Annotated in this window: 21 protein-coding genes; 15 read left to right on the forward strand and 6 right to left on the reverse strand. The window is 45.9% G+C overall.

All coding sequences use genetic code 11. From position 1 onward, the window contains the following. The first annotated feature begins 82 nt into the window (after nucleotides 1-82). From EV146_RS06515 to EV146_RS06560, 10 genes are all read left to right on the forward strand, one after another. Nucleotides 83-1,324, forward strand: coding sequence for a YeeE/YedE family protein (locus EV146_RS06515; protein ID WP_132003771.1), 1,242 nt, complete (start codon nucleotides 83-85; stop codon nucleotides 1,322-1,324). Nucleotides 1,325-1,502: 178 nt separating this feature from the next. Beyond that, complete coding sequence (locus tag EV146_RS06520; protein WP_132003557.1) at nucleotides 1,503-2,897, forward strand: alkaline phosphatase family protein; 1,395 nt, start codon at nucleotides 1,503-1,505, stop codon at nucleotides 2,895-2,897. 81 nt (nucleotides 2,898-2,978) lie between these two features. After that, nucleotides 2,979-3,737, forward strand: coding sequence for a hypothetical protein (locus EV146_RS06525; protein WP_132003560.1), 759 nt, complete (start codon nucleotides 2,979-2,981; stop codon nucleotides 3,735-3,737). A 1,037-nt stretch (nucleotides 3,738-4,774) separates the two neighbouring features. Further along, complete coding sequence (locus EV146_RS06530; RefSeq protein ID WP_132003563.1) at nucleotides 4,775-5,503, forward strand: response regulator transcription factor; 729 nt, start codon at nucleotides 4,775-4,777, stop codon at nucleotides 5,501-5,503. Then, nucleotides 5,500-6,888, forward strand: a complete 1,389-nt coding sequence (locus EV146_RS06535) for a sensor histidine kinase (RefSeq protein WP_132003566.1) — start codon at nucleotides 5,500-5,502, stop codon at nucleotides 6,886-6,888. Before EV146_RS06530 ends, EV146_RS06535 begins: the two co-directional genes overlap by 4 nt. A gap of 291 nt (nucleotides 6,889-7,179) precedes the next feature. After that, on the forward strand, nucleotides 7,180-7,788 hold the full coding sequence (locus EV146_RS06540) for a PepSY domain-containing protein (RefSeq protein WP_219916250.1): 609 nt from the start codon (nucleotides 7,180-7,182) through the stop codon (nucleotides 7,786-7,788). Nucleotides 7,789-7,897: 109 nt separating this feature from the next. Then, nucleotides 7,898-8,452 (forward strand): PepSY domain-containing protein, encoded by a 555-nt coding sequence (locus EV146_RS06545; protein WP_132003569.1) that lies wholly within the window; start codon nucleotides 7,898-7,900, stop codon nucleotides 8,450-8,452. A 125-nt stretch (nucleotides 8,453-8,577) separates the two neighbouring features. Beyond that, entirely contained in the window at nucleotides 8,578-9,003 is a 426-nt protein-coding gene (locus EV146_RS06550; RefSeq protein WP_132003777.1) for an organic hydroperoxide resistance protein, read from the forward strand. 109 nt (nucleotides 9,004-9,112) lie between these two features. Next, on the forward strand, nucleotides 9,113-9,430 hold the full coding sequence (locus tag EV146_RS06555; RefSeq protein ID WP_181215828.1) for an iron-sulfur cluster biosynthesis family protein: 318 nt from the start codon (nucleotides 9,113-9,115) through the stop codon (nucleotides 9,428-9,430). Nucleotides 9,431-9,441: 11 nt separating this feature from the next. After that, complete coding sequence (locus EV146_RS06560; protein WP_132003575.1) at nucleotides 9,442-10,431, forward strand: Gfo/Idh/MocA family protein; 990 nt, start codon at nucleotides 9,442-9,444, stop codon at nucleotides 10,429-10,431. A 42-nt stretch (nucleotides 10,432-10,473) separates the two neighbouring features. Here the strand turns inward: EV146_RS06560 and EV146_RS06565 are convergent, their stop codons facing one another. After that, a complete protein-coding gene (locus EV146_RS06565) occupies nucleotides 10,474-11,616 on the reverse strand; it encodes a zinc-dependent alcohol dehydrogenase (protein WP_132003578.1) in 1,143 nt (380 codons plus the stop codon). Nucleotides 11,617-11,747: 131 nt separating this feature from the next. Between EV146_RS06565 and EV146_RS27445 the strand changes: the two genes are divergently transcribed. Continuing rightward, nucleotides 11,748-11,918 carry a hypothetical protein gene (locus tag EV146_RS27445; RefSeq protein ID WP_181215827.1) on the forward strand — a complete coding sequence of 57 codons (171 nt, stop codon included), beginning with the start codon at nucleotides 11,748-11,750 and terminating at the stop codon, nucleotides 11,916-11,918. Nucleotides 11,919-11,981: 63 nt separating this feature from the next. On the opposite strand, the gene brnQ is transcribed toward EV146_RS27445, so the two are convergent. Further along, on the reverse strand, nucleotides 11,982-13,295 hold the full coding sequence (brnQ, locus tag EV146_RS06570) for a branched-chain amino acid transport system II carrier protein (protein WP_132003581.1): 1,314 nt from the start codon (nucleotides 13,293-13,295) through the stop codon (nucleotides 11,982-11,984). Nucleotides 13,296-13,440: 145 nt separating this feature from the next. Between brnQ and EV146_RS06575 the strand changes: the two genes are divergently transcribed. Beyond that, nucleotides 13,441-13,713, forward strand: a complete 273-nt coding sequence (locus EV146_RS06575) for a ubiquitin-like small modifier protein 1 (RefSeq protein WP_132003584.1) — start codon at nucleotides 13,441-13,443, stop codon at nucleotides 13,711-13,713. Next, nucleotides 13,706-13,987 carry a MoaD-like domain-containing protein gene (locus EV146_RS06580; RefSeq protein WP_241993832.1) on the forward strand — a complete coding sequence of 94 codons (282 nt, stop codon included), beginning with the start codon at nucleotides 13,706-13,708 and terminating at the stop codon, nucleotides 13,985-13,987. Before EV146_RS06575 ends, EV146_RS06580 begins: the two co-directional genes overlap by 8 nt. Nucleotides 13,988-14,055: 68 nt before the next feature. Here the strand turns inward: EV146_RS06580 and EV146_RS06585 are convergent, their stop codons facing one another. Continuing rightward, a complete protein-coding gene (locus tag EV146_RS06585; protein WP_132003590.1) occupies nucleotides 14,056-15,897 on the reverse strand; it encodes an aldehyde ferredoxin oxidoreductase family protein in 1,842 nt (613 codons plus the stop codon). A 147-nt stretch (nucleotides 15,898-16,044) separates the two neighbouring features. Between EV146_RS06585 and EV146_RS06590 the strand changes: the two genes are divergently transcribed. Then, nucleotides 16,045-17,073: a ThiF family adenylyltransferase gene (locus tag EV146_RS06590; RefSeq protein ID WP_132003593.1), complete on the forward strand. Its 1,029-nt coding sequence runs from the start codon at nucleotides 16,045-16,047 to the stop codon at nucleotides 17,071-17,073. A 295-nt stretch (nucleotides 17,074-17,368) separates the two neighbouring features. Next, nucleotides 17,369-17,590: a hypothetical protein gene (locus tag EV146_RS06595; RefSeq protein WP_132003596.1), complete on the forward strand. Its 222-nt coding sequence runs from the start codon at nucleotides 17,369-17,371 to the stop codon at nucleotides 17,588-17,590. A 30-nt stretch (nucleotides 17,591-17,620) separates the two neighbouring features. On the opposite strand, the gene EV146_RS27450 is transcribed toward EV146_RS06595, so the two are convergent. From EV146_RS27450 to EV146_RS06605, 3 genes are all read right to left on the reverse strand, one after another. Beyond that, nucleotides 17,621-17,773 (reverse strand): hypothetical protein, encoded by a 153-nt coding sequence (locus tag EV146_RS27450; protein ID WP_162990202.1) that lies wholly within the window; start codon nucleotides 17,771-17,773, stop codon nucleotides 17,621-17,623. A gap of 150 nt (nucleotides 17,774-17,923) precedes the next feature. Then, a complete protein-coding gene (locus EV146_RS06600; protein ID WP_181215826.1) occupies nucleotides 17,924-18,553 on the reverse strand; it encodes a class D sortase in 630 nt (209 codons plus the stop codon). Further along, the gene (locus tag EV146_RS06605; protein WP_132003599.1) at nucleotides 18,550-19,734 is read right to left on the reverse strand and encodes a processed acidic surface protein; all 1,185 of its coding nucleotides are present in this window, start codon (nucleotides 19,732-19,734) and stop codon (nucleotides 18,550-18,552) included. The genes EV146_RS06600 and EV146_RS06605 overlap by 4 nt, the downstream gene beginning before the upstream one ends. Nucleotides 19,735-19,799 lie beyond the last annotated feature (65 nt).

The raw sequence follows: 19,799 nt of genomic DNA on the forward strand, positions 1-19,799 counted from the left end.
GTTGGGAGTAAGGTAGTATAGTAACGTTCAATTCCTACTAATATTATATGAATAGAAGGTGAATAGATTGGCTCAACCTGCAATGGCTGCCCAGAATAGCTGGGATCGAAAATCAACCACAGTGGTAACAGAATTAAATCCTGTCCAAAAACCTCTAGTTGTGTTGGGAGCACTTGCTGCCATCATTTTATATATCGCAATTGTTGTTAAGACCAATTGGACTCAAGGCACATTGTTTCTGATTGGCATAGGGCTGGGAATGACTTTGCTGCATGCACGCTTCGGCTTTACATCTGCATTCAGGCGGCTTGTATCCGTCGGAAATGTTCAGGGACTTCAGGCCCACATGCTGATGCTCGCAGTCGCCTCCACTTTATTTGCTGTTATTTTGTCAAATGATTTTAGTTTTACTGGGGTGGAGCCCGAGGGATACGTTTCTCCTGTTGGAGTAAGTGTCATTTTTGGTGCATTCCTTTTTGGAATCGGGATGCAGCTTGGCAACGGATGTGCATCAGGGACTCTATACTCCCTGGGCGGCGGATCTTCATCCATGATTCTTACGTTGCTTTCCTTTATTGCCGGCTCAGTGCTTGGTGCCTACCATTTTACGTTCTGGATGGAGGATACTCCAGCACTTCCGCCAATCTCTCTTGCCGAATCAACGGGATTGGGCTACTTTGGGGCATGGGCCGTACAGCTCGTTCTTTTTGGCCTCATTTACTGGATTACCGTCAAAGTTGCCAAAAGGAAAAACCCGCCGATGATGAAGCCCCTCCCTACGATATCAGGGTGGAAGAAGCTGTTCCGCGGAGCGTGGCCGCTATTTGCTGCCGCCATTGTTCTTGCCCTCCTGAATGCTCTGACTTTGACGATCCGTGGGAATCCATGGGGAATCACTTCAGCTTTCGCTCTGTGGGGCGGAAAAGCATTAATGGCTGCGGGTGTCGACGTTTCCGCCTGGGGTTACTTCTCAGGGACAAATGGAGCAGCATTAACAAATACAGTGCTTGCGGATTCCACAAGTGTCATGAACTTTGGCATCATGCTGGGGGCCTTCATATCTGCAGCACTGCAGGGTACTTTCAAGCCTAAAAGAATGAAGCCAGGTGTTGCCGGTGCAGCGATCATTGGCGGACTGTTGATGGGCTATGGTGCCCGGCTGGCATTTGGCTGCAATATTGGAGCCTACTTCGGGGGGATTGCTTCCTTTAGTCTCCACGGCTGGGTATGGGCTGTCATGGCGATGCTTGGCACCTATCTAGCCTTGTTTATCCGGCCGCTGTTCGGTCTGAAAAATCCGAAGGCCAACGATTCAATCTGTTAAATGAAATCCAGAGGTCCCGCTTGCCTGCGGGGCCTTTTCTATTTACATAGAAGTAACTGCCTGTAATATTTGTTAACGAATCTATTGATTAACTTTACATTTGCTTAAAAGTAGATTAATAATTTCTCCATATAATCCTTAGTGTAGCTAAATAATCTATCAACTGGGGGCGTCATGAATGTTTAAACAGAAATGGTCAAAAAAAATACTGCCAGTGGCTGTGCTTTCAACAGTTGCTTTTGGAGGCCTGATGGGAGGTTTTTCTCCTGTCGAAGCCAAGCATTCAAAAGATAAGGACAAGAATCAAGAAATCAAGAATGTTATTGTCCTGATTGGTGATGGAATGGGAGTCTCCTACACTTCCGCCCATCGTTATCTGAAGGATGACCCGTCCACAAAAAACGTGGAACCAACAACTTTGGACAAATACCTTGTTGGCCAGCAATCTACTTATCCGGAGGATCCATCCCAAAATGTAACGGATTCTGCCTCTGCTGCAACTGCAATGTCGGCAGGAATTAAGACATACAACAATGCCATCGCGGTCGATAATGACGGATCCGAAGTGAAGACCGTCCTTGAAGCGGCGAAAGAAAAAGGGAAAGCCACAGGGCTTGTTGCGACATCCGAAATAACTCACGCAACACCAGCTTCTTTTGGATCCCATGATGAAAGCCGCAAAAATATGAATGCCATTGCTGATGATTACTATGATGAGCTTGTAAATGGCAAACATAAAATTGATGTCATGCTTGGCGGCGGAAAAAGCAACTTCGTTCGCAATGACCGCAATGTCGCTGAAGAGTTCAAAAAGGCCGGTTATTCCTATGTTGAAAACAAAGAAGACTTGTTAAGTACCAAAGATGACCAGCTTCTTGGTTTATTTGCTGAAGGCGGTTTGCCAAAGATGATTGACCGTGATGAAGCAACGCCATCTCTTCAGGATATGACTGAAGTTGCACTTGAGAAATTAAGCAAGGATAAGGACGGCTTCTTCCTGATGGTAGAAGGAAGCCAGGTCGACTGGGCTGGACATGACAATGACATCGTCGGTGCCATGAGTGAAATGGAAGATTTCGAGAATGCTTTTGAAGCGGCGATCGACTTTGCGAAAAAGGACAAGCATACCCTTGTTGTCGCCACTGCCGACCATTCTACTGGCGGATATTCCATTGGAGCGAATGGAATTTACAATTGGTTTGGTGAGCCAATCAAGGCAGCGAAACGCACACCGGATTTTATGGCGGAACAAATTGCTGCAGGGGCAGGAGTGGAGGAAACCCTTAAAAAGTATATCGACCAGAACATCCTGGCTCTGACTCCAGAAGAAATTCAATCTGTTGAGACAGCGGCAAAGACAAAGGAAACCCTGGAGATTGACAATGCCATTGAAAATATTTTTAACAAGCGTTCCAACACTGGATGGACCACTGGAGGACATACAGGCGAAGATGTTAATGTTTATGCCTTCGGACCATCAAGCTCTGAATTTGCCGGTAAAATCGACAATACGGATATTGCAAAGAATGTTTTTGATGCTATAAATTATAAAATTCGGATCAATGATAAATAAAAACTGAACCGGTCCCGTTGCTTCATGCAGGAGCAGCGGGAACTTTTTTAGAAAATTGGTCATCTACTGGAGGAGTTCATCATGAAACAATTGTTGTCCATGCTATCCTTGATGCTATTTCTCACCGGCTGTTCTGCCACTGCCGCTCCTGCAGCAGACGAAAAAAAGGCGGAAACTGGGAATGAGGCGAAAGCAGCTGACAATCAAAGAGAAACGGCTCAGAAAGAGCAAAATCAGGATCCGCAATCCGGAATCACCCCTGGCGAATATCAGCCCAACCCGCAGGTGACCGACGACAGGTCTTTGATAAAAGTGGGCCAGACGCACGAAGATGATAAGGGGAAGGCCACTTTAAAAGCGATTAAAGACGTCAATCAAACCTACAAGGCTGGGCCAATCGAATTAACTGTAAAGGAAATGAAAGAGATTCATCTGAGACCGAGCTACGGCATGATTGATTATTTTCATGTTTTGACGCATGAAGAGGAATTTGATTTTGTTAAGCTGGCCGTGGAGATAAAAAATACTTCTTCAGAGCAAGTGAGTTTTGCCCCTGTTGCACTTTTAAAAACAAACACTGGCGAAACCTTTGACTGGGAAAAAGATATTTACCTTGAAGACTTGAATGGGCAGATTGCCGGCAAAGAAACAAAAGCAGGGAATCTGGGTTTCATTGTGAATGCAGCTGGCGGGCATGACCACGAAGGAGCTGTGGTGCAGGAGAAGTATCATGAGGACGGCGAAAAAGATATTAAGTGGATTGAGATCACCACAAGCGATGTATTTGACAAGAATGAGAAAAAAATAGCCGAGTCCCAAAAAATAAAAATTGAGTTTTAACGAAGAATCTCCTGCAGGATGCCGGGAGATTTCTTTTTTTTAGTTGATGGCCTTCCAGCCCGGTGATGAAGACCGAAACGGGGGAAGGTTCATAGAAGAAAGGGCTTTATTTCGCAGAAGAAAACCAAACCGTGCGAAGATTCGTAGAAGAAAGGACTTCATGCAGCGAATGAAGACCAAACCGTGCGAAGATTCATAGAAGAAAGGGACTTCATGCCGCGGATGAAGACCGAGCCGTGCGAAGATACATAGAAGAAAGGGCTTCATGCCTCGGATGAAGACCAAGCCCTGCGAAGATTCGTAGAAGAAAGGACTTCATGCCGCCGATGAAGACCAAACCGTGCGAAGATTCATAGAAGAAAGGACTTCATGCCGCGGATGAAGATCAAACCGTGCGAAGATTCATAGAAGAAAGGACTTCATCCAGCCGATGAAGGCCAAACCGTGCGAAGATTCATAGAAGAAAGGACTTCATCCAGCCGATGAAGACCGAACCGGGCGAAAATTCATAGAAAAAAGGGCTTCATGCCGCGGATGAAGACCAAACCCTGCGAAGATTCGTAGAAGAAAGGACGTCATTTCGCCGATGAAGGCCAAACCGTGCGAAGATTCATAGAAGAAAGGACTTCATTTCGCCGATGAAGACCGAACCGTGCGAAAATTCATAGAAGAAAGGGCTTCATGCCGCTGATGAAGACCAAACCAGGCGAAGATTTGTAGAAGAAAGGACTTCATGCCGCGGATGAAGAACGAACAGTGGGAAGATTCATAGAAGAAAGGACTTCATGCCGTGAATGAAGACCAAACCGTGCGAAGATTCGTTGAAGAAAGGACGTCATTTCGCCGATGATGACCAAACCAGGCGAAGATTCATAGAAGAAAGGACTTCAGGCCGCCGATGAAGATTATCCTAAGAGGGTTCATAGGCAGGAAACGCGGCTACTCCCAAAACGTGTTTTCTAACGTAATTTTAAAGCGTAAGGTTATAATAGTAAGATAAAGAGGCAGTAAATTCTGATAAACATAGAGGAGAAAAAATGGATAAGCCAAAGATCTTAATCGTTGAAGATGAAGAAAAAATAGCTCGCGTTCTGGAGCTGGAGCTTACGTATGAAGGCTATGAGACAGGAAAGGCGCATGATGGCCTGGAAGGATTCAGGCTGTTTCAGGAAAAAACCTGGGACCTGATTCTTCTGGATGTCATGCTTCCCGGCATCAGCGGAATTGAGCTGCTGAGGAGAATACGGACTGTTAATACCGGGGTGGCTGTGATTATGCTGACAGCAAAGGATTCTGTCGAGGACAAGGTATCCGGCCTTGATCTAGGCGCCAACGATTATATCACTAAGCCTTTTCAAATTGAAGAGCTGCTTGCACGCATCCGTGCGAGCCTGAGGATGAGCCAGCTTCAGCTTCAGCTTCAAAACCAGGCCAATGCTCATGCTCAGTTTCCGGAAAACGAGGATTGGCTGGCCGTTGGGGAGCTGACACTTAATGAGATGACGCGCGAGGTCAAGAGAGGGGAAGATGAAATCGAACTGACTCCCCGTGAGTTTGACTTGCTCGCCTATCTGATGAAACACCCGCGGCAGGTTTTAAATCGGGAGCAGCTGCTTAACGGGGTATGGGGCTATGATTACTATGGCGATACAAATGTGGTAGATGTATACATACGCTATTTACGGAATAAAATCGACAAGCCTTACGGGGCAGCACTGATTCATACTGTCCGCGGAGTTGGCTATGTCATAAAGGATTCAAAATGAAGCTGCGAAATAAAATCAACCTCTATACAACTGTGATGTTCATTTGCCTCCTGATTCTTATTACCTCAGCCATTTATCTCTCGTTCAGCAGGATGATGCTGGACAGCGAGCTGGAAAGGACGGCTGCGGAGGCAAGGCAGGCCATTTCGGGCATTAATGATTCAGGTGCTTCAGGCCCCTCCAAGGAGTTGCTTAAAGCCTATGTCCCGGTCAACGGTATGCTTCTAATAGTCAAGGCAGACGGGAGCAAGGGGCCTGCAGCAGTTGCCCCGGGGCAGCAAGGTCTCTATGATCTTCAGGCTGAGTTCTACCAGAATGAACAGCAAAGGATCGTTGAGTATAATGGCGTTCCCCACGCCTTTGTTTCCATTCCCGTGGTATTGAACGATGGAGAGGTTGCCTCGCTTCAGGTGACGGAAAGTCTGGAGCAGACGGAGAAAGTCCTCAGAACCCTGCGGGCGGTCCTGGTAGCAGTCACAGTGATTGCCATGATTCCTGTCGTTATTTCCTCCAGGCTTCTGGGAAATCTCATTACGAGGCCGATTACGTCCATGATTGCAACGATGCGGGACATTCAGGGAAGCGGACATTTCAAGAGGATTCCGCTCCCCAGGGAATCCAAGGATGAGCTTTACCAGATGGGGGATACCTTTAACAAAATGATGGAATTGCTGGAGATCAACTACGAAAAACAAGGACAATTTATCTCCAATGCTTCCCATGAGCTAAAAACACCGCTTACCGTCATTGAATCCTATGCCTCCCTTTTAAAAAGGAGGGGCAGGGAGCAGCCAGAGCTGTTTGAGGAAAGCGTGCAGGCCATTCATTCCGAAGCCATTCGGATGAAGGAACTGACGGAACAGCTGCTCCTGCTTGCCAGGCATGACGAGCAATGGAAGGTTGAATGGGAGGAGCTGAACCTGGCCGGTGTTGTGGATGAACTGGTCCGCTCTTTTAGGAAAGCTTACCATCGTGACATTAACTTGGAGACTGAGGAAGAAGTCAGGATCAGGACCGATGCGCAAAAATTCCGGCAGCTATTTTACATCTTAATGGATAATGCACGGAAATACAGTGAGGATACAATTGAAGTGAAAGTAACGAAAACACCTCAATACGGTGTAGTGGAGGTGCTTGACCGGGGAATTGGAATACCCGCTGCCGACCTCGATAAGATTTTTGACCGCTTTTACAGGGTGGACAAAGCGAGAACGAGAAAAACAGGCGGTTTTGGACTGGGTCTTTCACTGGCGAAAGAGATTGCAGATGCAATGGCTGCCAAAATCCAGATGGAAAGCATAGAAGGATATGGGACAAAAGCGAAGATTCTGCTGCCTTTGAGTAATCAGAAGGATAGAGAAGGGATTAGCTCCAAGGCAACATAAACATAATTGGCTGCATCGATCTGCCCATTTTCCGGCAGAGTTCGCCGTTCTCATTTGTTTCTCATTTTTGTGCAGTATCCTTATATCAAAGCAGGCTCTGTTAAGATCGATATTGTTTTTAGCTGCAGAAGCAAAGGGTCTTTTCAGAAAAGAGGCGGTAAAATGGCAACCATTTGGTCGTCAATCCAAGGGTAGGCTCCCGAACCGCCAACGAAAAGCCGAACTTTTGTAGCGGAAGATGACACATTAAGGTTTTACAGAGTCTAACAGAAAAACAACGAGGTGAGAAAAATGGGACGGACCAGGATAAAGAAATTTGTATTTGGAGCTGCAATCATTGTTATTCTCGTAATCGGAGCCTGGCAGCTGACGAAAACATTCACATCTGCAGAACCCTTGTCTGAAGCTGAAGCCACCAGCAAAGCGGAGGAGCTGTATAAAGGCAAGGTGGTCAACGTGAAAAATAAGTCCCGGGCATATGAGGTTACGATGGAACTGGAGTCAGGGACATATATTGTTGAAATGGATCGGGATACCGGTGAAATCGGGAGAGTATCCAGGATAAAGGAGAAAGCAGCCAAGGAGGAAGAACAAGAGACCCCTCAACAGCCCTCTGAGAATACAAAAGATAGTCCAGGAAAGAAACCAGCCAAACAGGAACCCAAGCCTCAGGAAGAAACCCCGGCCCAAACTGTAACATTCATTACGAAAGAAGAAGCGGCCCAAATTGCCATCAAAACGATTAATGGCGAAGTAGATGATATGGAAGATATTGAAACGGAAGAGTTAGGGGGAGTCACGTATTATCTGGTGGATGTGGAAAGGGAAGAGGCCGAGGATGGAACCGTCCGGATTAACGCAATTACGGGAGAAGTGACGGGAGTATTTTATGATGATTAAAAACGGATAAAAGCTCATCAATTTCTCATCAATTTCTCATTTTTCTTTCTGAGTTTCCTCATCTTGGTTGTCTATAGTATAGATATCACCAAATAAGGAGGCCAATAAAATGAAACGAAATATTTTGATTGCTGGAGTTGCAGGAATTGTGTTATTAGGGGGAGCTGTAGGAGCAGGTGCTTTCGATGATCGTGCGGAAAATACGGCTCCAGCTGCCAAGAAAACGGAAAACACGATTTCAATGGAAAAGGCTGAAGAAATAGCGGTCAAGGAAGCCGGAGGCACTGTCGAGAAAGTGGAATATGATAAAGACGATAGCCGTGAAAATTATGAAGTCGAATTGCGCAGTGAAGACGGAAATGATGATACGGATGTCAAAATCGACGCTGTGACTGGTGAAGTGATTTCAATTGACAGGGATGACGACGATGACAATGACGATAATAAAAGCAATGTTCAAAATACAGAGATTAAGCTGTCTAAAGACGATGTGATCGCCATCGCTGTAAAAGAAACACCAGGAAAAGTAGTAGAGTTTGAATTCGATAGGGATGATCTTGTCTACGAATTGGAAGTGAAAACAGATAAAAGTGAAGTAGATTACGAAATTGACGCCAATACCGGGAAAATCCTCGAAAAGGATACGGATGACGACCAAGATTAAGGAAATCAGGATTTTTTGGCACAGCCTAAAGAAGAGAGGCTGTGTTTTTTTATAGATTTTGGAATATGTAGGCAGCAGGAGGGAATAAGTAAATGATGAATCAATTTGAGAGAGGAGCATTAGACATGAGTGAAAAAGTATTTACAGCCTCTGTTACAGCTGTTGGAGGAAGGGAAGGACGAGTGGAATCCTCCAATGGAGTAATCAATATGGAGCTTGCGATGCCAAACACGCCCCGGGCAAAGGAAAAGCCGGAAGCGACCAATCCTGAACAGCTATTTGCCGCAGGCTATTCTGCCTGCTTTGATGGCGCCTTGCAGTTAATGGCAAGAAAAGAACGGGTCAAGTTTGAATCAGAAGTAACGGCCAATGTGAGCCTGTTAAAAGATGAAACAGATGACGGCTTCAAGCTTGGAGTGCTTTTGCAGGTAAAAGGGACAGGCATTGAAAAAGACAAATTGGAAGAACTGGTTCATAAAGCACATGAATTTTGTCCATATTCAAAGGCAACAAGAGGCAATATAGAGGTTGAACTGGAAGTAGTAGAATAAGAATGAAATGGGTGCCTTCACAGCGGGGGCACCTTTTTTAAACAGAATCAGTTGTCAATTTTGGCAAAAATGGATAAAGTGGACATATCTGAGGAGAGGGGGGAACAGGATGCAAATCAATCTCACACCAGCTGCAGTTGATGAATTGAAAAAGATTTCTTTTAAGGAAGATGAAGGAATCCGGATTGAAGCCGTATTTGTCGGCAGCTGTACAATAGCAGATGAACACAGTCTTAAAATTGACAAAAAGTACTCGTTGGATGATTTATTCGAGATTGAAGGAATTCCGGTCATCGTTTCGAAAGAAAGCCAGAAGAATCTTCATGAGAAAGTCACGCTGGATTTTAATCCTAATATGGGGTACAAGCTCTCTTCAGCTGAAGAGGTTTATCGATATAATTTAACGCTTGAAAAAAGTTCGTATTAGGAGGAAAGATTTTGATTCGCTTTGGAATAATTGGAACCAACTGGATAACAAAAGAATTTATCGAGGCTGCTGCTGAACACCCCGAGTTTAAGCTGTCAGCCGTCTATTCCCGGACCGGGGAAAAGGCCCGGGAGTTTGCAGGTCAATTTGGGGTGGAAACCATTTTTACTGACCTGCAAAACATGGCGGAAAGCAATGAAATTGACGCTGTCTATATCGCAAGCCCGAATTCGCTTCATGCCAGCCAGGCACTGATTTTTCTGGAAAATGGAAAGCATGTTCTTTGTGAAAAGGCGATTGCTTCCAATGCCGGAGAGGTAAAGGGACTGATTGAAATGGCCAGGGAGAAAGAAGTTCTTCTCATGGAAGCCCTCAAGACTACCCTTGTCCCGAATTTCAGGATCATCAGTGAAAATCTTCATAAAATCGGTCCAGTACGCCGCTATTTTGCAAGCTACTGCCAGTACTCGTCCCGATATGATGCCTATAAAGATGGAAATGTCCTGAATGCCTTCAAGCCCGAATTCTCTAATGGGGCGATGATGGATATCGGGATCTATTGTCTCTACCCTCTTGTTGCCTTGTTTGGGAAGCCTGAGGAAGTCAAAGCCTCTGGTGTTATGCTCGAGACCGGCGTGGACGGGGAAGGCAGTATGGTATTGAAGTACAAGGATATGGATGCGGTTGTAATGTTTTCGAAAATTACAGATTCATCCCTTCCTTCAGAAATTCAGGGTGAAGACGGGAGAATCGTCCTCGATAAAATCAATGTGCCTGAGAAGGTGGAAATCCTTTACCGCAATGGCGAGAAAGAGGATCTCAGCCAGGAACAGTCCAGAAAGCCGATGTATTATGAAGCGGCGGAGTTTATTGAATTAATCAACAATGGAAAAACTGAATCTAGCATCAATTCGCTTAAAACCTCGTTGACTGTCATGGAAATCATGGAGGAATACCGCCGGCAAATGGGTGTCGTTTTTCCTGCCGATAAGAACGAATAAGATTCAAAGAAACTCCCCTCCGGTTACAGAGGGGAGTTCTTTTTACGGTTTTAAAATAACTTTTATCACTTCGTCTTCATGTTCGTGAAACATTTTGTAAGCACCGCTTGCCTGTTCCATCGGGACTTTGTGTGTAATAATTTCAGTCGGATCAAAATCCCGCTGAGAAATCATTTCAAATAGCTTGGGCATATAATGAATAACAGGTGCCTGTCCTGTTTTAAGGGTAATATTGCGTTCGAAAATATTGCCGAGCGGGAACATATTGTACACCGAGCCATACACACCAGTCAGTTGGATGGTGCCAAATTTCTTAACCGCATCAATGGCGATTTGGATGGCGCTTAGAGTTCCGCCCTGCAATTTCAGCTTTTGCTCCACTTTTTCGATTACTGACTTTTTCCCATCCATGCCGACACAATCAATGACAACATCGGCCCCTCCGCTGGTTATTTCTTTTATATATTTTCCCATGTCTTCATATTCATCGAAGTTATATACTTCGGAGTCGTTCATTCTTTTTGCATGATTCAGGCGGTATGGGAGATTATCGACTGCGATTACACGCTTGGCCCCCTTCATCCTGGCAAATTTTTGCGCCATTAGGCCAACCGGTCCGCAGCCAAGTACCACTGCGGTGTCGCCTGGCTTTAAACCCGAGTTTTCCACACTCCAGTAGGCTGTCGGAAGAACATCGGACATAAATAATAATGCTTCATCCTCAAGTTCGCATGATTCAGGTATGACAAAGGGCATGAAATTGCCATATGGAACTCTTAATAATTCAGCCTGTCCCCCTGGATAGTTGCCATATCGTTCGGTGAATCCAAAATATCCCCCAGTATCAGCCAATTCCTTATTGGGATTGGAGTTGTCACATTGACTTTCCATATCATGCTGGCAATAGAAACAGTGGCCGCACGATATGTTGAATGGAAGGACGACTCGGTCGCCCTTTTTTACTTTTGTTACTTCAGGGCCTACTTCCTCAACAATTCCCATCGGTTCATGACCAATCACATAACCGGGCCTTGTGGGCATGGCTCCAAGATAAATATGGAGGTCCGACCCGCAAATGGCCGTGGAAGTAATCCGGACAATAATGTCATCATTCTTTTGAATCTTCGGATCCTCAACCTGTTTTACTTGAATATCTTTCGCGCCTTGAAAAGTAACAGCCTTCATGTAAACCCTCCTTAATATACTGAATATAAAATCTATACCCTGAATTCTCTTATTTATGTTGTGACGGAATGGGAAAATTACTCTGTCATTTGATTTTATGTTCATGAAAAAAGACAAGCGGTTAAATCTGCTTGTCTTTTTTTGGTTGGAGTACACATGGGGCTGTTGATTTCCGTTCCAGGCGCTTCGCTTTCCGCGGGCTGGCGCTGAGCCTCCTTGTCGCAAGCTCCTGCGGGGGTTTACCTGTCCAGCTGATCCCGCAGGAGTCTGCGCGCCTTCCACTCCAATCAACAGGGGTTTGATAGTTCAATGTGAAACATACTGTAACTAACAGTTAAATCTGCTTGTGCGTTCTCTTTTAGCAATTACATGTTTGTTTTAGTCAATTTGTTTAACAAATATCCGCCGGTTCCTCCAATGATTGTTGGAACAAGCCATCCAAGTCCCTCGGAGTATAAGGGAAGAGAATGGAGAAACGCATGGAGCCACGGCAGATTCATTCCAAAGGACATGGCCACATCAAGTACACTGATGATAAGGGCTGCAGAAACAGCACCTATATAAACACCTTTTTTGCCCCCGAAATATTTATCCGTCAGGGACAGGAGCACAAGTACAATCGTTATAGGATAAATGACGGTCAGGACAGGAACGGAAATAGTAATGATTTGGTTCAGTCCAAGATTAGCGATACAAAAGCTGACAATTGTTATGACTGTGGCAAATTTTAGATAACTTACCTTCGGAAACTGCCTGGAAAAAAACTGCCCACAGGCGGCAACAAGGCCAACGCAGGTGGTGAAGCAGGCTAGAGTAACGATCAGGCCCAGCAGTACCATGCCAAAGGGTCCAAACATTAGATTTGCTGATTCTGTAAGGATTTCGACGCCATTTTCATATGAATTCGCTCCAGGCATCTTTGTGCCAAGGAGCCCAAGTCCCATATAGACAAGGGCAAGACCGCCGCCCGCAATCAGTCCTGCCTTTAGGGTCAGCCTGGCAATTGTGGCCTTGTCGGTAACTCCCTTTTCCCGGATGCTGTTGATCACTATGATGCCAAAAGCAAGGGCTGCGATCGTATCCATTGTCAGATATCCCTCAAGGAATCCGGCCGCAAATGGGGCCGAAGTGAACTTTCCGGTTGTCCCTGCAGATTTCCCGTCCAGGTTGTAAAGGCTCCCCAGGACTAAAAGAGCGATGGCTGCGAGCAAAAGCGGTGTAAGAATGCTTCCGATCCGCTCCACTAACTTTGAAGGGTTTAAACAGACCCAGTATACGAGAGAAAAGAATACGACACTAAACAAGAATAGAATCCATGAGTTTGCAGGCGAATTCCCTAAAAAGGGCTTGATGGACATTTCATAGGCGACATTTGCCCCTCGCGGAATGCCAAAAAACGGTCCAATTGACAGATAGGCGGTAACGGAAAATACTATGGAAAACAAGGGACTCACCCGCTTGCCCATCTCGGCCACTCCGTCCCTGGTCATTGCGATGGCCAGTACCGTTACAAGCGGAAGGCCAACACCGGTTACAACAAAACCAAGAATGGCCGGCCAAAAGCTTTCCCCCGCCTGAAAACCTAAAAACGGCGGGAAAATTAAATTTCCAGCCCCAAAGAACAATGCAAAAAGCATTAGTCCAATCATATATAAATCTTTTCTACTAAAATTAATCATGCAGTAAATCCTCCCATGAAGACTTTAGGGCAAGGATAAGGTTATGTCAACCTTCATTTTGATTTTTCTAAATAAAACAAAGACAGCCGTGACAAACCTTGATTTTCCTTTTAAGATAAAAATAAAAGGGAAGGGGAAATCAAGGATGCAGGTGAAAGTATTCGCAAATCTCCGCGATATTTGCGGCGGTGTCCAGGTCGAGGTGATTCCAGAAGGAAACCGGGTTATTGATATTTTGGATAAAATGATTGAAAAGTTTCCAGAAATGGAAGAAGAAATTTTAACTCCCCAAAAAGAGCTGAAACCTTTTGTACACGTATATATAAACGGGAAAAATATCGTTCACCTGGAGGAGCTTGAGACGAGGGTGGCGGAAAATGACCAGTTCGCTCTTTTCCCGCCGGTGGCAGGTGGTTAAGGTGGCAAGCGAACAGCTCGAGTTCCGCGGGATCTCCGTCGGCCACCTGGGCATGTACTTTGAGGAGCTCGGAGGAAAGCAGATTACCGAGGGGTTTCCAATCGTATATCAGGGAGAAAACTGGAGCGGGGAAATACTTGGTGAAGAGGAAATTTCCTTTACTTCAGTATTTAAAGTAAATGCTGTTTTGGTCCGTTTTACAGCGCAGGATGGAACAGACCTGGATGAGCTGATCAAAAGGTACCGCTATAAGACGACACGGATTGGCGGATGAGAAGTCATATGCACAGAACAACGGCCAGGCAGGCGCCCGGCCGTTGTTTGTTTAACAGGAGGCAAGCGTTAAAGCTGCTGAGTTGGAGCAGAGCTTTCTTCAGAAAGTATTCCAAGTTCGCGCAGCTTTTCGGCAGGAACCACTCCATCTCTCCACCCGCGAACCTGGTAGTATTCCTCCAGCATGATGTCCATTCTGCTGACAGAACCCGCGCTGTTGCCGGAAGCCGGCTCTTCTGTGAACCGTTTTGGAAGGAAATCATCCTCACGCTTGTCAAAGCCTGCAAGATTATTATAATAGCGTTCTAGATTGTAAATCCGTTCACCTGCAACCATGACATCTTCAGCTGTCATCGGTATTCCGGTCATTGTGCTGTACTGCTCGGCATAATGCTCGGCGTTTTCAGAGAAGGAAGAGAATTTACAGATATTCATAGAGTCGGAGAAGGCCAGAAGATCCTGGAATACCTTCAGCAATTCGCCTTTTCCTTCAGCCTTCAAGCGGTCGGTTGGTTCGGGTATTCCGGCAATTTCACTGGCAACTGTGTAGCCGCGTAAATGGCAGGCGCCGCGGTTGCTCGTTGCATAGCCAAGGCCGATTCCCTGGATTCCACGGGGATCGTATGCCGGGATGGACTGCCCTTTTACAGACATGGACAGCTCGGGAGCTCCCCACTCTGCCGCCGCACGCGCCGGGCCTTCCGCAAGAATTCCTCCAAGTCCTTCACGATGGGCAATCTTCCTTGTCAGGTCAATCATTCCATCGGCATCGCCCCATTTAAGGGTTTCATTGATCAGCCCTTTTTCACTGGCTTCCATGGTAACGGAAAACGCATGGCCAAGCTCAATTGTGTCAATCCCGTATTCATTGCACTGGTCGATCATAAAGGAAATGGCTTCCGCATCACTTAACAGGCAGTTGGAACCAAGGGACCAGGCGGATTCAAACTCGATGCTCTCCACTCTAGTCTTGTATTTGCCGTCTTTCACTTCCACTTCGATTTTACAGCCCACCGGACAGGCATGGCATGTATTGTTCGCCACAAGCAGGTTTTTGTTTACATATTCGCCGCTGTGCTTTTCTGCATGCTCCCAATGAGTATACTGGGAGTTCTTTGTCGGAAGCGCGCCAACCTCATTGATCAGATTGGTAAGGACATTTGTTCCATAAACGGATAACCCGCCTTTATTGGGAGCTGTCAGGCCCCCTTCCAGGATGGCTTTCACCGCCTTGCGGTTGGCCTTTGCGTAGTCGTCCTTCTGCTTAGGCTCAGGCATATTTCCTTTCTGTGCAGCTTTTATCACAATTGCTTTCAGTTTCTTGTATCCAGCTACCGCTGCTGTCCCTCCGCGTCCTGCAGCACGGTCATGTTCATTAATAAAAGCAGAGAACCGCACCTGGTTTTCTCCAGCCTGTCCGATGGTCATGACACTCAGGTTTTCTTCGCCATGCTCATCCTTCATGGCCTTGACGGTCTGACGGGTGCTTTTGCCCCAAAGTGCAGAGGCATCACGGAGCTCGGCCTTTCCGTCCTCAATAAACAGGTAGACAGGTTTATCACTCTTACCTTTAAAAATCACGTTGTCCACGCCTGCCCATTTTAATCGGGCCGCTGTCCAGCCGCCAATATGGGAATCTGTTACCGTTCCAGTCAGAGGAGATTTTGTGACAACTGCAAGCCGGCCGCTCATGGAAGACCGTGATCCTGTGACAGGACCAGTCATGAAGCATAACAGATTGTCCTCGGATAAAGGTTCCACTTCGGGGCCGTTATCCAATACATACTTGACACCGAGACCGCGTCCGCCAATGTACTTTTTGGCGTCCTCTTCATTGATCTCTCTGTAGCCTACCGATCTTTCAGTCAAATCCACCAGGATTTCCTTGTTCTTAAAACCGCCAAGATTCATCCTTTTTCGCCACCTCTTTCTTATAAAATAAAAACGCCTTCATTCCTATTAAATTAGCTATTTAGGCCGAAAATTCCTTTTAATTTTTCAATGCTCGAAATAATTTTTTTCTTTTTTTATAATGGAAGATAGAAAAGAGGGGATAGGATGAATAACTTAGATCGATATTCGCGCCAGATACTGTTTAAACCGATAGGGGAAAAGGGACAGCGGAAGCTTTTGGAAAGCTCGGCCGCGATTGTAGGGATGGGGGCGCTTGGAACCGTGATTGCCAATCATCTTGTTCGGTCAGGTGTCGGCCATGTGAGGATAATCGACAGGGATCTGGTGGAGCTGTCCAATCTTCAGCGCCAGTCACTATACGATGAAGAGGATGCGTCCAATCATCTTCCAAAAGTGGTGGCCGCCGAGAAAAAGCTGAGGAAAATTAACTCCACCGTAAAGGTAGATCCCGTTATCGCAGATCTGAATTTGGATAATGCCGACGAGCTCCTGTCCGGTTTTGATGTCATTGTTGATGGGACAGATAATTTTGCAGCCCGCTATTTGATTAATGATATTTCAGTCAAATTTGGGATTCCATGGGTATATGGCGGTGCGGTTTCTTCAAGGGGAATGTTCGCTGTGATTGTCCCGGGGAAGACCCCCTGCTATCGCTGCCTGTTTCCAAAGGTGCAAACAGGATTAGGGGAGACGTGCGACACCATTGGCGTTTTATCGCCAATTACCGATATCATCGGATCCTTTGAGGCTGTGGAGGTGTTAAAGCTGCTGGTGGGAGCACAGCACAGCCCAAACCTTGAACAGATTGACATCTGGCATCAGTCTTTCCTCCAATTGGATATATCGGGCGGACAGAATCCTGAGTGCCCGGCCTGCGTGCACCGCCAGTTTGAATTTCTTGACCGGTCTTCTGAGCAGCAAATATCCTATGCTGTTCTTTGCGGGAGGGACACAGTCCAAATTAATCCAAGAAAGATTAACGCGTATTCGCTGGAGGAGCTGGCTGGGAAATTAAAGGGAAGCGGAAAAGTAATCGTAAACCCGTTCCTCCTGAGGTTTTCTCCTGACAAACATGTTTCAATGGTATTTTTCAAGGATGGGCGTGTCCTGGTTCATGGGGTGGACGATATAACCAAAGCCAGGATGTATTATTCTCGGTATGTGGGCAGTTGACCGGTCCCGGGGACTTATACACAGGGCAATAACGGAATCACTGCAAAAAAAATGTACGATTCGGCATAAATTTCGGACTTTTCAACAATTTCAGATGACTTATTCACAAATATCTGTGGTTATGAACAGAGGTTATTCGAGTTATTAACATATTATTCACACAATTCACAAGATAAATGTTTAACGCACCGAGGCCCTGTCTTTTGATCGGGCTGTTTTTTATAAAAGAAAACAGGGAAAATAGTATTTAAAAAAAGGAAAGTGATGATATTAAACTCAAGAAGGAGGAATCAAAATGGCGGAAAAAGATAAGGCAAATGTCCATATTCAGGCAAGGCGCCAAACTGCTGATAAGGGGCTGGAAGAACGAATTGCAAGCGAGGAAGAAGGAACAACGGAAGCGAACCTAGAACTGCAGGATACATTTTATGGCGACAGCAGCAAACGGGATGGCATAGTACCAACTTATAACGGTCAAAGCGGCACTCCAGCGATTAATATTAATCCAAAAAGATAGAACCGGCTAATCCAGCCGGTTCTATTTTTACTAATGTTTATCTGTTTTATCGTTTTGATCTTTGTTTCTTTTATTACCTTTACTGTTGTCACCGGTTGAGAGTTCCCCAGAGAACTCAGCCAGCTGGTTCCCCATTTTTGGCGAGTTCTGGTTTTTGCTTCCTTTGTTAAACTTCTTTGTCATGTTAAGCCCTCCCTGCAAGAATTTCACCTTTAGTTTTCCTAGGAGGAGTAAAATTATCCGGTAAAGAGGGAGGCGGCACTGCCGGCTTATGGAGAATGCAAAAAGTGCCAGCTGTTATCACAGCCGGCACTTTCTGATCTCCCTGTATGATTAGCTGTCAGCGAGCTTTGTTTCATAAAGGTCTGCCACCAGAACGTACCTTTCGGGGGCATCCCCAATGTAGTTAAAAGGATAGCAGGTGGTTACTGTCAGTGTAGCCCGGGGTCTGGGCACGATGACCGTCCGGTTGTCTGCATCAACGATCCGCACCTTTTTTACTTTATACGTAAATTCCCCGGCTGGTGTCGATACAATAAGCAGGTCGCCTTTTCCTACCTGGCCAAGCTGCCTGAACACTGTGTCCCGATGTCCGGATAGCACGGAGTTGTCGTCTTCTCCAGGCAAGACACTGCCGGCAAAATGGCCGACCCCTTTCTCCAGTTCTTCTTCGTCGGCACCATGAAAGATAGGAAGGGAAGCAGAAATCTTAGGAATGGAAAGTGTTCCGAATTCTTCCCCTTTTTCGGGGCGTTCAGAATAGAGTGCTTTCTCGGTGGTTGCCGCTGTTTTAACCGGTACCTCAGCTTCCTTTGGTTCTTCCTGCTTCTCGGCCTGGGCAGACGTTGTTCTTTCTGCTGTATTTCCTTTCATCAGGGGAAGCAGGTTCGCTGCCAGCAGATAAACCCCGGCAGCAAGGAGGACCATTCCTGCGAAAACAACAAGTCGATGCTTTTTTATCATGAATGCTTCACATACCGTCGTCTGACCAGAATAAGTCCGCCAAGAATGAATCCTAATCCAAGCAGAGCGCCTTCAGCAAAGTTCCCTGCTGTATTCGGCATCTTGGCGCCTTTTACCGTCTTTGGTGTTTTTTGATGAACAGGTTTGGCCGGCTTTTTAGGAAGAACAGGCTGCGATATCACTTTTTCGGCTTCGTCCTTCACTTCCTCAATGATTTCCGAACCAAACATCTCCGCTGTAATAATCATGTCGGCGAGGAACACACCTTGCAGATTATACAGCTCAATCAGCAGGTCAGCGCCATCAGTGCTTTCAAGCTCAATCAGTTCCCTGTCAGAAAGGGGAGTCTTATTTCCATCCTTAGTCAGGTAGAATTTTGCATCCAGCTGAAGGATGGTCAGCATGTCCCTCATAATACTGGCCAATTCCTGCAGCTCGGCATCCGTCAGGTCGTCTGCACTCTCAAAATCCCCAATCGCTTCAGTTCGTTCCAAGATTGCCATTAATGGAGCTTCATTTTTTGGATCACTGATGTTGATGCTGTCAAAGTGGTTAAACAGTGCCTCAACTTCCGTTTCAGTAATGCCGAACTGGGCCAATACCTCATCCATCCCATCAAGGAGATCTTCGCCCACAATTGCTTCAAAGTAAGCCTCTTCAAGCTCCTCAATGGTTTCAAAATCCTCTACCTTCCGTCCTTGAGCGGCCAGTACCTCGTTCAGTTCTTCGCGGGTGATCTCAAGATCGGCAAGAAATTCTGCAAGACTTTCTTCGGTGAGAGGTGTTGGTTCCTCCATATCCTGGTAGTCTTCGATCAATGTACGAAGGGCATTCGTATAAAAGAAGGTTTCAATAATATCCTGTCCTTCTTCAAGTTCTCCATATTCCACAAGAAAGTCTGTTAACTCTTCCTTGTCTGCAAACTCGTATTCTGCTGCAATTTGCTGCAGGTTTTCTTCTGTCAGCGGAACGCCGAGCATTTCTTTTAGGTCTTCAATTGATTCTACTTCCTCCAGCGGAATATAGAAATAGTAATCCAGATACTCATCCAGTTCATCTGCGGTCCAGCCTGTCTCATTTAAAACTGGAGCAGCTTCATTCGGTGCAAGTGCAAAAGATGACAAAGGGAACAGTCCAAGGACCAATACTGCTGCCAGTGTAGCCGAAAGGATTTTGTTCATTGTTTTCCCCCAATAATAGTATTTTCCATCAAATCCTAATATATGACAAAATCTGATAGAAAGAT

This window comes from Mesobacillus foraminis (assembly GCF_004340465.1).
Taxonomy (GTDB): Bacteria; Bacillota; Bacilli; order Bacillales; family Cytobacillaceae; genus Mesobacillus_B; species Mesobacillus_B foraminis.